The following is a 12,802-nucleotide window of genomic DNA, read 5'->3' on the forward strand; positions in this document are numbered from 1 at the left end:
TCCCACCTCAAAATAGACTACTATTTATTTGCTTTAACCTAACATTTATTACTTACCAAAGTTATAAATGTTTATTGTCAATATGACAAGCGAAATTAACCTTTGGCTACCTCATCTTCAATATATTTAGTAATTCCAGGTTCTACACTTTCAAGTGCTTGTTCTGAAATTTCAATTGATCGTTTGTAACGATTATTTTTAAACAAGCGTTCTGCTTCGTTTAAACTCTTATCTACATTATTATGATCTTTACGATAACGGTTACCATATTGAATTAAACGTTCTGCGTATACGGCATTCACCAATACATCATTTGCTTCATCTTCAAAAGTATTCATTTGAATAACAATTTTGGCAACTTTATCTTTAAGTTGTTTAACGTGAATTGGACGTTCACTAAATTGATCATTAGTTTCACGAACTTCATGGTCAATTTCATTTTTCATAATAATGAATCTTTCAGGTACACTTGTTAAATTTGAAGCTAAAAGTCGGCGATAAACTTCTTCTTTTTTAGATTGAATTCTTAACAGATTATCTTCTGCCTCAGCTTCATCCTCTCTCAATTGAATAAGATGATTTTGTAATTTTTCTTGGTTCTCATTAATTACTTTAACGTGATCGTCTAAATATTCTAAGTTGTCTTTAACTTCGCTGTAACGTACAGCAGATTTAGCCATTTCTTTAAGAATTTCATCATATACTGCTACTAAATTTTGAATTTCGTTCTCATGTTGTCTAATGCTATGAACATCGCTTTCATTAATGAAATAATTTTCACGAATATAGTCAATTTCTGTACGTAATGTGTAATTCATCTCTCGTGCTTTAAACAATTCATCAGTAATTTGTTCTTTAGTTTCTTCCACTTCATTTTTAGCTTTAACTTCATGCTCAATCAAATCATACATTTCATCAAGCTTATCATTAATTTGTTCAAGTTTATCGTTTGCATTATCTAACTCAAGACGACTGATCATAGGTTCTACAAAATTCAACTCTGTCTTTAAGCTTTGTAGCGTACCATCGATTTTAACGTGATCTAGATCATAACCGTTCATCTTTAAGTCACGACAACCATATTTTAAATCTTGAAATTGCCCAGGTAGTTCTTTTTGAGCTTCTCTAATTAATTCTGGAATTTCATCCATATACTTTTGGACTTCATTCATAGATTCATTTAGACCCATAATGTGGTTGTGTGCTTGAACGTAATTACCTTCTTCTTTAAGTTCTTCATACTGTACAAGTTCTGGCTCAAATGATTCAATTCTTTTTTCAAGTGGTGAAGCTGCATCGCCGAACTGATGTCTGTTAGCTAACACATCACGCTTCATTTCTCGATAATTAGTCTTGCACTTTTCATAAACTTGTTCATTTTCCTTATGTAAAGATACAATTTCATTAACATCTTCAACTTGTTGTTGATACCCAGCTTCATATTTATCCATTAATTCATGTGCATCGTCAATATCACTTTGAGCTCCAGAAAATTGAAACTTATCAAGTTGAATTTCAGCATCGTGGATTTTTTCCTCTACGGGTGCTAAATAGTTATTTGTATAGTCTAAGGTGTCTCTCTTAAAGGCATCATATTTTGTTCTAGTTTCCCCTTTTAAATTTAATTCAGAAAGTTGTTTTAAATTTTCTTCAAAAGGTAATCTTTGAACTTTTAACTTACGTTCTTCAGCTTCTTCAACAATTTTTCGTTTGTTAGAACGTAAATAAAACATGATTCCTACAATGATTAAAACAATGATAATTATTGCTAATATTGTGTATAAAACCATCTCATTCTCCTCCTATGTTATCATTATTATAACGCAAATACCGCTTTCATTAAACTAGTAAATGAATGAATTGATAGAATAAATTTTTCCATTTATAATTTATTAAAAATAACAAAATGAGGTAAGCATATGCCAATAATAAAAGAAACAAATTATAATTTATTAACGAAACAGCTTCAAAGTTTAATCGAAGACGAACAGAACTTTATCGCAATTCTAAGCAATACATCAGCTATATTAAATGATAATTTAGATCAAATTAATTGGGTTGGTTTTTATCTTATTGAAAATGAAGAACTTATTCTTGGACCCTTTCAAGGTCATCCAGCTTGCGTTCATATTGCAATTGGCAAAGGTGTCTGTGGTACTGCAGTTGCAGAAGATAAAACTCAGTTAGTTAAAGATGTACACGCGTTCCCAGGACACATTGCTTGCGATGCAAACAGTAAATCAGAAATAGTTATTCCAATTCATGTCAATGATGAAATAATTGGGGTTCTAGATATTGATGCACCTATCACAGATCGATTTACTAATGAAGACAAGGAAGGTTTAGAAGTTATTGTCAAAGTTCTTGAAAAACAGCTAACTAAATAACTAAAAAGTATTGACACTTTGTAAAATACTGTTACAATGAACTTTGTGTGAATTAACGAAAATAGCAGTTGCATATCAATGAGCTCTATGTTGTTCCCGATGAGGACGTGTCGCGTAACTGACGCTATAAGGTGAAGACACATAAAACAACATATCCTATTGGGCATGCAACACTCTTTTTTGTTTATTCATAACAACAAAAAAGAAAAAGGAGGAGTCTTAATATGGCTCGATTCAGAGGTTCAAACTGGAAAAAATCTCGTCGTTTAGGTATCTCATTAAGCGGTACTGGTAAAGAATTAGAAAAACGTCCTTACGCACCAGGACAACACGGTCCAAACCAACGTAAAAAATTATCAGAATATGGTTTACAATTACGTGAAAAACAAAAATTACGTTATTTATATGGAATGACTGAAAGACAATTCCGTAACACATTTGACATCGCTGGTAAACAACACGGTGTACATGGTGAAAACTTCATGATTTTATTAGCTAGTCGTTTAGACGCAGTTGTTTATTCATTAGGTTTAGCTCGTACTCGTCGTCAAGCACGTCAATTAGTTGGTCACGGTCACGTTGAAGTTGATGGTCGTCGTGTTGATATTCCATCATATTCATTAAAACCTGGTCAAGTTATCACTGTACGTGAAAAATCACAAAACTTAGACATCATCAAAGAATCTGTTGAAATTAATAATTTCGTACCAGAATACTTAGACTTTGATGCAGATAGCTTAAAAGGTACTTTCGTACGCTTCCCTGAACGTAGCGAATTACCAGCTGAAATTAATGAACAATTAATCGTTGAGTACTACTCAAGATAAGTTCATGATAATGAACAACCACCCTTCCTTATGGAATGGGTGGTTTTTTATTCATAGATGATCAAAGTGATTTTATATTCTAAAGATATCCTCTGGTAGATCAGAAATAATGCCATCTACGCCAAGATTGATAAGTTTTTTAACATCTTTCGGTTTATTCACAGTATATGGAATAACCTTCAATGATTGACTATGTGCATTTTTTATAAATTTAGAATTAACTAATTTGTAATTAGGATTAATAAAATTTGCATAATCAGATATTTCTTCAAAGTTTGGAGATTTATACCAATATTTCTTTCTACTAATAAGCAACCCCAATTGATACTCACTATCCATTGAGTTTAAACGTTTCACACAATCTTCATCAAAAGATTGAATGATTGCCTTATGTTTAGGAACTTTATATATTTCTAAAGCATTCAATACAGCTGTTTCTATTCCGGGATATTGATGTGGAACTTTAATCTCAATAAGTAACTTTTTTGAAAAATTTTTAATTAAGGATAACACCTCTTCAAATGTCGAAATCTTAGTATTTTGAAAGGATTTATCATGTTTTACTCCAAAATCAAATGTTAACAATTCTTCAAGTGTATAGTCTTTTACTTTTCCTTCACCATTTGAAGTTCGATTAATAGTGTCATCATGTATAACAACTAAATGATTGTCTTTGCTGAAATGTACATCTATTTCTAACATATCAACATGTTGCATTAAAGCCGCCTTAAAACCAACAAGAGTATTTTCTGGAAATTGATTCGATAAACCACGATGAGCAACTATTTGAAATGCTTGATTAGGTTTATTAATTTTCATAAAAGTCACCTTTCTTTAATTATGTCACACTTTAAACTACACTTAAATTACCATATTATAAGTGGAGGTTAAACATAAATGGTTAAGCATGATTTTAAAGTACAAACAAAATGGCGTGGTGGAAGAGAAGAAGTTGGAACTGTTAATGGAGACATTATTTCCGAACAAATTTCTATACCTGCACCGCTTGGTGGTAATGGAGTAGGTACAAATCCTGATGAATTATTAGTATCAGCAGCATCGTCTTGTTATATCATCTCATTGGCAGCAACATTAGAAAGAGCAAAATTTACCGACATCGATCTGATAAATGATTCAGTGGGTACTGCCCTATTCGAGAATGGTAAGTTTAAAATGGCAACAATAACACATTATCCTAAAATTTCAGTGACTGCAGAACACAAAGAAAGTCTTGAGAAACGACTTCCTAAATTATTAGAAATAGCCGATAATAATTGTATGATTTCGAATTCTATACGTAATAATGTAGAAATTAAAATTCAAGCGTCAATTCAATAATTGTTAAAATTGCGCTAGTTTCACCATGAATCTCATATAAACATGGTGATTGCTCTTTTAAATTATCAGAATATTTGGTAAAATGATTAAATCTTATACCGTGGGAGGAAATTTAATGAATTATTATGAACCACTTTTATTAACACCAGGACCTACTCCAGTTCCAAAGGAAATCAATCATGCTTTAGGTTTACCTATGGTTGGTCACCGTTCACCAGATTTTGAATCTATAGCTAAAAAAGCATTTAACAATTTAAAACCCATTTTTGGTACAGAAAATGAAGTTATGATTTTAACATCAAGTGGCACTAGTGTCTTAGAAGCAAGTATGTTAAATATAGTTAATCCTGATGATCATTTTGTCGTTATAGTGTCAGGCGCCTTTGGCAAACGCTTTAAACAAATTGCTGAAACATACTATGAAAATGTATACATATATAATGTGGAATGGGGACAACCCATTGATGTTAAAGAATTCATAACATATCTTAACAATTTAAATCATCAAATCAGTGCTGTATTTACTCAATTCTGCGAAACGTCAACAGCTGTCCTACATCCTGTAGGTGAACTTGGTAAAGCATTGAAAACATTCGATCAAGATATCTACTTTGTTGTAGACGGTGTGAGTTGTATTGGTGCTGTAGATGTTAATTTAGAACGTGACAACATAGATGTGTTAGTTTCTGGAAGTCAAAAAGCAATTATGTTGCCACCTGGACTAGCATTCGTTGCTTTTAATGATCGTGCGTTGAAACGTTTTAAGGAAGTGACTACACCACGCTTTTACTTAAATTTAAATAAATACTTTGACTCACTTCAACAAGATTCTACTCCTTTTACACCAAATGTCGGGTTATTTAGAGCTGTAAACGCTTATGCCGAATTAATTCATTCTGAAGGGTTTGAAAATACCATCAAACGTCACTATATTATTAGAGACGGTCTAAGATCAGCTTTAAATGCATTAGATTTAGAACTTCTAGTAGAAGATGATTTCGCTTCCCCAACGGTAACATCGTTCATACCAACATCCAAAGATGAATTAACTCATATTAAATCAACTTTAAAAACAAGATTTAATATTACAATTGCTGGTGGTCAAGGTAAATTGAAAGGAAAGATTTTACGTATCGGACATATGGGTAAAGTCTCACCTTTCGATATGCTATCAGTTATAAGTGCTTTAGAGATTATACTTACAGATTACCGTCAAACGAATTATATTGGGAAAGGCTTAACAAAATTTTCAGAGGTGATTCATAGTGAAGCATAATATTCTAGTGTCAGACCCTATTTCAACAGATGGATTACAAAGTTTATTAAACCATTCTGATTTTAACGTCGATTTTAAAACTAATTTGGATGAACAATCATTATTAGATATTATAGATAATTACGAGGGGTTAATTGTTCGTAGTCAGACGCAAGTCACTCAACAAATCATTGAAAAGGCTAATAAATTGAAAGTTATCGCTCGTGCTGGTGTTGGCGTTGACAATATTGATATTGATGCTGCTACTCTCCAAGGTATTTTAGTTATTAATGCACCTGATGGTAATACTATTTCTGCAACTGAACATTCAGTAGCTATGATTTTAGCGATGGCTAGAAATATTCCTCAAGCGCATGCATCTTTAAAAAATAAGGAATGGAATAGAAAAGCATTTAAGGGTGTTGAACTTTACCACAAAATATTAGGTGTCATAGGTGCAGGACGAATAGGTATTGGTGTAGCACAACGACTTCAAAGTTTCGGTATGAAAGTATTAGCTTATGACCCTTATCTTACGGAAGATAAAGCACAGCAATTAGGCGTTAAACTTGCTACTATAGATGAAATAGCTAGACAAGCTGATTTTGTAACAGTTCATACGCCATTAACACCTAAAACAAGAGGTATTGTGAATGCTGATTTCTTTTCAAAAGCAAAGCCAACATTGCAAATTATTAACGTCGCAAGAGGCGGTATCATCAATGAAGATGATTTATTAAATGCACTAAATAACAATCAGATCGCACGTGCTGCATTAGACGTATTTGAACATGAACCCCCTACCAATTCACCATTAATTGAGCATGATAAAATCATTGTTACGCCACACTTAGGTGCATCAACTATTGAGGCTCAAGAGAAAGTTGCAGTATCAGTGTCAGAAGAAATTATAGATATACTGGAAAACGGTAATGTAACGCACGCAGTCAATGCCCCAAAAATTAGTTTCAATGATATAGATGAAATAACACAACAATGGATTGAAATAGGTGAGTTATCTGGTGAATTAGCAATTCAATTAATTGAAGGTGCACCAAGAGAAATCAAGGTGACTTTTAATGGTGATGTCGCTAAACAAGAAACTGACTTAATTACACGCTCAATTGTAAAACAAATTTTGCAACAGGATTTAGGAGATCGTATTAATATCATTAATGCTTTTGCACTTTTAAATGAACAAGGTGTAACACGTAACGTTGAAAAAAGAGCATCACAAGGTACTTTTAGTAATTATATTCAAGTTCATTTAGTTAGTGATACGGAAGAAGTAAAAATTGGTGCCACTGTCATAGCTGGCTTTGGTGCTCGTATTGTACGTATTAATGATTACTCTGTTGACTTTAAACCTAATTCCTACCAACTTGTTTCTTATCATGGTGACAAGCCTGGTATGGTCGGTTTAACTGGTCAGCTACTAGGTAATCATAATATTAATATTGCATCAATGTCACTTGGCAGAAATGTACAAGGAGGCCAAGCGATGATGGTATTATCAATTGATCAACCTGTTACTGAGGATATTATCAATGAACTATATGATGTGGGTGGTTTCGATAAAATATATGGAACTACACTTTCAGTCAAATAACTAATCTTTTTAAAGATTCACTACTATAACTACTTGAAATAATAATGCCCCTCAATGATGAATTTTACTTCATCATTGAGGGGCGTATTAATACTAATGATTTAATATCAATTTATGGTGAATTAACCTTACAATAAAATACTTTTAATTAAACCTATATGATCAAAAATATAATCCGCTTCATGATGCTTCAATTCTTTATGAGCCTCTTGCCCTTTTAATCCTGTTAATGTACCTATAAAAGTAGCACCTATTTGTTTAGCACAGAATAAATCAGCCAGTGAGTCACCAACAATGATTACATCTTCTTTATTTACAATTTGATCTTGTTGAGTAATGAATTGTTTATAATTCTCCTTGTTATTTCCATATAGAGTAGCTATATAGCAAAAAGGATTAGGCTTACCTAGAGGTATAAATTCAGGATATTCATTTTCAGCTTCCATAACATCACTTGCAGTAACAATGTGATTATCTGAAAAGAACGCTTTTAAACCTAAAGATTCAAATGGAACTAATGTCTCAGTTCTAGGTCTACCTGTAGCTATTGCAAGATGATAACCTCTCTCTTTAAGAGATTTAAGTAATGACTTTATCTCTTCAATAGGTCTAAGAACAGTTTCGTGATAAATAAAACCATTAATGCCATCAAGAATAGAAGTCTTTTCTTCAACTTGTTCAAATAATTCAGAACCCAAGTATAATTCTTGGTATAAATCTCTTGCAACAAACCATAGAGGTCCTTTAAGTTTAAACAAACGCGCATCATTAACATTTAATTCTTTCTTAGCATATTGTTCTAACTCAGCATAAATATTATTTTTACCACCTTGACTATGATTAATAAAATTCATAGGAAGTTCATAATCGATTTTAAAATCTTTATTGATCAATGACTGAATGTCTTGAATACTTCTAGCTGAAAATTGATTATCTTCTATAATGTCTTTAATTTGTTGAAAGGTAAATTGCTTCATTAAATGGATAAAATGTATGCAAAAAACGACAAATAACATATCCCAATTTGAATTTAATCCCATTGATTTTAATCGATTAAGAATTATATCATTATTAAATACTTTACTGCGAATATTATTTATAGTTTCGTAACTTAATGTATTTAATTTAAATGATTTATCTAAACCTAAAAAATGTTCACTTTTAAGTAACGCATCTATAGTTAAAGCAGACGTATCGAAACAACGTTCCTCACTTAAGAATACACCGTCTACATCAAATAAAATTGATTTCATGACTTTTCGCTCCATTATTTTTGAATATTCTGATACTTATAATCTTAACGTCTTATATCTCAATGTCAATAAAACTATAATAAAAAACTGATGAATTCTAGGTAGCCTCCTAAAATTCATCAGCTAATTGAACAACACATATTTCTCAATATGGTTATATCTTATCAAATCAGTAAGACATATTTTGTCTGTCTTAATACATTTAAAAAATGAAATTATAAATTTTACATTTGCTTTTCAATTTCATCTGCGACCTGCTGTACATGAGTGCCAATTATAACTTGTGCTGAGTGTTGACCATTTTTGGTTACCCCAACCGCTCCTGCATTTCTAATTTTTTGTTCGTCAATAATAGAATTATCCTTTAATTCCATTCTTAATCTAGTAGCACAATTGGTCAATGTAGTAATATTTTCACTACCACCTAATCCTTCTAAGATTTGACTTGCTGTGTGATGATATTTGCTTTTACTTGTAGTTTCAGCCCCATCTTTCTCAGTTGTATTAGCAGTTGGATCAGCTAATAAATTGTCACCACGACCAATTGTGTTGAGGTTAAAGATTTTAATGACAAATCTAAAGATAAAGTAATATAAAACGAAGAATACAATGCCTTGAACTAAAATCATTAACGGATGATTAGCCACTGGATTAATTAGTGATAATGCGTAATCAATTAAACCTGCACTAAATGAGAATCCTGCTGTCCAATGAAATAAAGCAGCTATAAATAATGACAAACCGGTTAATAATGCATGGATTACAAATAATACCGGTGCAACAAACATAAATGCAAATTCAATCGGTTCAGTTACACCAACCATAAATGCAGAAATGGAACTTGCTATAAACCAACCATATACTTGTTTTTTCTGAGAAGATTCAGCGGTGTGATACATCGCCAACGCTGCAGCTGGCATACCAAACATCATAATTGGGAAGAACCCTGCTTGATATCGACCAGTAATACCTTTGATTGCATCTTGTCCAGTTTGGAATTTACCGATATCGTTAATTCCTGTTGTATCAAACCAGAACACAGCATTTAATGCATGGTGAAGCCCAGTAGGAATTAATAGTCGGTTAAAGAAGCCGTATAGGAATGCACCGAATGGTCCAAAACCAACTAACCATTCACCAAATGCCACTATAGCTGAATATATAAATGGCCATGCGAATAATAAAATCACAATTAAAAAAGTACAATAGAATACTGTCATAATTGGAACTAATCGCTTACCACTAAAGAATGATAACGCTGTAGGTAATTCCACATCACTGAATTTGTTATAACAGTATGCTGCAATTAGTCCTATTATAATACCAATAAACACATTTGAATTATCCATCTTACTAAATCCGTCGTTTACAGCACTCTCTTTTATATTAAATAATGGTGCTACTAACTCAGGAGATAATACTTTAACGACCAGTGCAAATCCCAAAGCACTCGCTAATGCGACTGCACCATCATTTTTCTTTGCCATACCAATCGCAACGCCAATTGCAAAGATCAGCCCTAGTTGGCCTAGTATTGCATTCCCTACCGTAGTGAAGAATAATGACACTGTTGGTAATATATTTAATGCTTTAAGCAAATTACCAATTCCAACGATTATTGCGCCAGCGGGTAAAACAGCTACTGGTAGCATTAAGGATCTCCCTAAATTTTGAAAAAATTTAAACATTTCACTCACTCCCAAAACAGATATTATTCAAATAATTTAAATATAACTAAGATATGTATATAGTTCCATAACTAATTTACCATATATGTAAGCGCTTTTGATGTGTCGATTTTAAATCATTTTAAAAATATAATAAGCATACAGGTATCTAACACGCTAAAGCTCTTCAACCTATAAATGTAAAATTTTAATTTTAAATAAATTTATAAGAATAAAAGTCTCGTATTAAATTCACTGAGATTAATTAAGTGTATATTTAAAAACAAAAACACCCTATTAAAATAACTATTTGAGTCATTAAATAGAGTGTTTATTGTTAATTAGTTACTATAATTTATTTATCTAGACTACCTTGAATTAAGTGTAGTTCTTTTTGTAATTGGGCTGTACGTCTTTCAATTTCATGTGTTAAATAATCTATTTTTTCATTTCTTTTTAAATTTTTAGGAATATCTGATTGATAAATTGGCTCACCAAATTTAATAAGTGCCTGACCTGTAATTAAACCAAGTAATTTTTTAGGTCCAACATAGGCTGCTGGTAAAATTGGCGCTTTGCCTAACATTGCAATAGTTGAAGCGCCTCTTTTTAATGGAGCCCCTTCAGCTGATGTACGATGTCCCGTTGGGAAGATACCAACAGTTTTATTTTCTTTTAACAAATTAACTGGTCTTTTCAATGTACTTGGTCCTGGATTTTCACGGTCAACAGGAAAAGCATTCAATGAAGTTAAAAATTGACCAAACCATTTATTATTAAATAATTCTTTTTTAGCCATGTAATGAATTTCATTAGGAACTAATGCCATACCTAACATGATCACTTCATTATAACTTTCATGAGTACATGTTACTACGTATTTGTTATCTTTAGGAATGTTCTCCTTCCCAATAACATATAATGATTTAGCCATTTTAACTAATATAAAATCTAATAGTCTACTTATAAATTGATACATTATGTCACCTGCTTATTGATTTCTATACTTTATTGATTTTATCATTATCCTTATATATGAACAACTTATCAAAAGATACATCTAAAGTCTGATAGTGGATTACTGGCAATATTTGATTAAACCTTTCATAATTAAATAAAGGGTTAATATTATAATGGAGGTTAAAAATGTCTGAATTTAATCAAGAGAATCAATCAAATTATAACAACTATCAGCAACCTCAACCTGGAAAACCTAAATTCCCATGGTTTAAAACAATTATCGTTGCATTAATTGCTGGTGTGATAGGTGCTTTACTTGTCTTAGGTGCAAGTAAAATAATGGGATTAGTTGGAATAGATAATGGTGGTGCCCAAGTTCAAGAAGCCAATAATAGTAAAGGTGGAAATGTATTAGACGGAAAAAGTGATAAATATAAATCTGTTAATGCAATGATTAAAGATGTATCACCTGCGATAGTTGGTGTCATTAATATGCAAAAAGCTAATGGTCTAGAAGATTTTTTACAAGGTAAATCGTCATCCGAATCTGAAGAAGCAGGTATTGGTTCAGGTGTAATCTATCAAATTAATAATAATTCTGCTTACATTGTGACAAACACCCATGTAATAAGTGGTGCATCCGAGATTAAAGTGCAATTGCATAGTGGTAAACAAGTTAAAGCGAAGTTAATTGGGAAGGATACTGTATCAGATATAGCTGTCTTAAAAATAGATAATACTAAGGGTATCAAATCAATTAAATTTGCAAATTCTTCAAAAGTGCAAACTGGGGATAGTGTATTCGCTATGGGTAATCCTCTAGGTTTGGAATTTGCTAATTCAGTTACTTCTGGAATTATTTCAGCAAATGAGCGTACAATTGAGTCAGATACTACTTCTGGAGGTACTAAAGTTAACGTCTTGCAAACTGATGCTGCAATAAACCCTGGTAACTCTGGTGGTGCATTAGTAGATATTAATGGTAACTTGGTTGGTATCAACTCTATGAAAATAGCCGCTGAGCAAGTAGAAGGTATTGGTTTTGCTATTCCAAGTAATGAAGTTAAAGTAACTATTGAACAACTTGTTAAAAACGGTAAAATTGAACGCCCTTCTATAGGAATTGGTTTACTAAATTTAAGTGATATTCCTGATTCTTATAAAAAAGAATTAAACACAGATCGTGATGATGGTATTTATGTTGCTAAAGTAAGTCGCTCAAGTGAATTAAAAACAGGCGATATCATTACTAAAATAGATAATAAAACTGTAAAAGAAGATACTGATTTAAGAACTTATCTGTATCAAAATAAAAAGCCTGGTGAGACTGCTAAACTAACTGTTATACGAGATGGAAAAACGCTAACAGTTAATGTTAAGCTAAAAAGCCAGTCCGATATATCATCTACTCAATCATCTGACTCTGAATCAGACAATAGTCGAAACAGTCAATTTATACAATAGTTTTTCTAACAAAAGAACATAATACACAAATACGGCCAGTAT

At 31.9% G+C, this 12,802-nt stretch carries 11 protein-coding genes; 6 read left to right on the top strand and 5 right to left on the bottom strand.

Features of this window, described 5'->3' with window-relative positions; genetic code table 11:
* Nucleotides 1-95: 95 nt before the first annotated feature.
* Nucleotides 96-1,790: a septation ring formation regulator EzrA gene (gene ezrA / locus HMPREF2737_RS10575; RefSeq protein WP_037551046.1), complete on the bottom strand. Its 1,695-nt coding sequence runs from the start codon at nucleotides 1,788-1,790 to the stop codon at nucleotides 96-98.
* A gap of 129 nt (nucleotides 1,791-1,919) precedes the next feature.
* Between ezrA and HMPREF2737_RS10580 the strand changes: the two genes are divergently transcribed.
* Together HMPREF2737_RS10580 and rpsD are read left to right on the top strand one after the other, a co-directional pair.
* A complete protein-coding gene (locus tag HMPREF2737_RS10580) occupies nucleotides 1,920-2,387 on the top strand; it encodes a GAF domain-containing protein (protein WP_037551047.1) in 468 nt (155 codons plus the stop codon).
* 224 nt (nucleotides 2,388-2,611) lie between these two features.
* Nucleotides 2,612-3,214, top strand: a complete 603-nt coding sequence (gene rpsD, locus HMPREF2737_RS10585) for a 30S ribosomal protein S4 (RefSeq protein ID WP_011275505.1) — start codon at nucleotides 2,612-2,614, stop codon at nucleotides 3,212-3,214.
* Nucleotides 3,215-3,286: 72 nt separating this feature from the next.
* Here the strand turns inward: rpsD and HMPREF2737_RS10590 are convergent, their stop codons facing one another.
* Nucleotides 3,287-4,033, bottom strand: a complete 747-nt coding sequence (locus tag HMPREF2737_RS10590) for a glycerophosphodiester phosphodiesterase (protein WP_037551048.1) — start codon at nucleotides 4,031-4,033, stop codon at nucleotides 3,287-3,289.
* Nucleotides 4,034-4,111: 78 nt separating this feature from the next.
* On the opposite strand from HMPREF2737_RS10590, the gene HMPREF2737_RS10595 reads away from it, so the two are divergent.
* From HMPREF2737_RS10595 to serA, 3 genes are all read left to right on the top strand, one after another.
* Complete coding sequence (locus HMPREF2737_RS10595; protein WP_037551049.1) at nucleotides 4,112-4,552, top strand: OsmC family protein; 441 nt, start codon at nucleotides 4,112-4,114, stop codon at nucleotides 4,550-4,552.
* Between the two features lie 115 nt (nucleotides 4,553-4,667).
* Complete coding sequence (locus HMPREF2737_RS10600) at nucleotides 4,668-5,828, top strand: pyridoxal-phosphate-dependent aminotransferase family protein (protein WP_037551050.1); 1,161 nt, start codon at nucleotides 4,668-4,670, stop codon at nucleotides 5,826-5,828.
* Entirely contained in the window at nucleotides 5,818-7,416 is a 1,599-nt protein-coding gene (gene serA, locus HMPREF2737_RS10605) for a phosphoglycerate dehydrogenase (protein ID WP_037551051.1), read from the top strand. The genes HMPREF2737_RS10600 and serA overlap by 11 nt, the downstream gene beginning before the upstream one ends.
* Before the next feature lie 128 nt (nucleotides 7,417-7,544).
* Here serA and HMPREF2737_RS10610 read toward each other — a convergent pair whose 3' ends face one another.
* The 3 genes from HMPREF2737_RS10610 to HMPREF2737_RS10620 all read right to left on the bottom strand — a co-directional run bounded on the left by HMPREF2737_RS10610 (nucleotide 7,545) and on the right by HMPREF2737_RS10620 (nucleotide 11,315).
* Entirely contained in the window at nucleotides 7,545-8,669 is a 1,125-nt protein-coding gene (locus HMPREF2737_RS10610) for an HAD family hydrolase (RefSeq protein ID WP_037551052.1), read from the bottom strand.
* 224 nt (nucleotides 8,670-8,893) lie between these two features.
* A complete protein-coding gene (nagE, locus tag HMPREF2737_RS10615) occupies nucleotides 8,894-10,357 on the bottom strand; it encodes an N-acetylglucosamine-specific PTS transporter subunit IIBC (RefSeq protein WP_037551053.1) in 1,464 nt (487 codons plus the stop codon).
* A gap of 334 nt (nucleotides 10,358-10,691) precedes the next feature.
* Nucleotides 10,692-11,315: a lysophospholipid acyltransferase family protein gene (locus tag HMPREF2737_RS10620; protein WP_037551054.1), complete on the bottom strand. Its 624-nt coding sequence runs from the start codon at nucleotides 11,313-11,315 to the stop codon at nucleotides 10,692-10,694.
* 167 nt (nucleotides 11,316-11,482) lie between these two features.
* Between HMPREF2737_RS10620 and HMPREF2737_RS10625 the strand changes: the two genes are divergently transcribed.
* Nucleotides 11,483-12,760: a S1C family serine protease gene (locus HMPREF2737_RS10625; protein WP_037551055.1), complete on the top strand. Its 1,278-nt coding sequence runs from the start codon at nucleotides 11,483-11,485 to the stop codon at nucleotides 12,758-12,760.
* Nucleotides 12,761-12,802 lie beyond the last annotated feature (42 nt).

Origin of the sequence: Staphylococcus sp. HMSC069D12 (genome assembly GCF_001810405.1) — a bacterium.
GTDB lineage: Bacteria > Bacillota > Bacilli > Staphylococcales > Staphylococcaceae > Staphylococcus > Staphylococcus haemolyticus.

Excerpts from the sequence above, each read along its gene's own strand:
- HMPREF2737_RS10610 (WP_037551052.1), bottom strand. The coding sequence starts at position 8,669 with ATGAAATCAATTTTATTTGATGTAGACGGTGTATTCTTAAGTGAGGAA.
- nagE (WP_037551053.1), bottom strand. The coding sequence starts at position 10,357 with ATGTTTAAATTTTTTCAAAATTTAGGGAGATCCTTAATGCTACCAGTA.
- HMPREF2737_RS10590 (WP_037551048.1), bottom strand. The coding sequence starts at position 4,033 with ATGAAAATTAATAAACCTAATCAAGCATTTCAAATAGTTGCTCATCGT.
- ezrA (WP_037551046.1), bottom strand. The coding sequence starts at position 1,790 with ATGGTTTTATACACAATATTAGCAATAATTATCATTGTTTTAATCATT.
- HMPREF2737_RS10580 (WP_037551047.1), top strand. The coding sequence starts at position 1,920 with ATGCCAATAATAAAAGAAACAAATTATAATTTATTAACGAAACAGCTT.
- rpsD (WP_011275505.1), top strand. The coding sequence starts at position 2,612 with ATGGCTCGATTCAGAGGTTCAAACTGGAAAAAATCTCGTCGTTTAGGT.
- HMPREF2737_RS10625 (WP_037551055.1), top strand. The coding sequence starts at position 11,483 with ATGTCTGAATTTAATCAAGAGAATCAATCAAATTATAACAACTATCAG.
- HMPREF2737_RS10620 (WP_037551054.1), bottom strand. The coding sequence starts at position 11,315 with ATGTATCAATTTATAAGTAGACTATTAGATTTTATATTAGTTAAAATG.
- HMPREF2737_RS10595 (WP_037551049.1), top strand. The coding sequence starts at position 4,112 with ATGGTTAAGCATGATTTTAAAGTACAAACAAAATGGCGTGGTGGAAGA.
- HMPREF2737_RS10600 (WP_037551050.1), top strand. The coding sequence starts at position 4,668 with ATGAATTATTATGAACCACTTTTATTAACACCAGGACCTACTCCAGTT.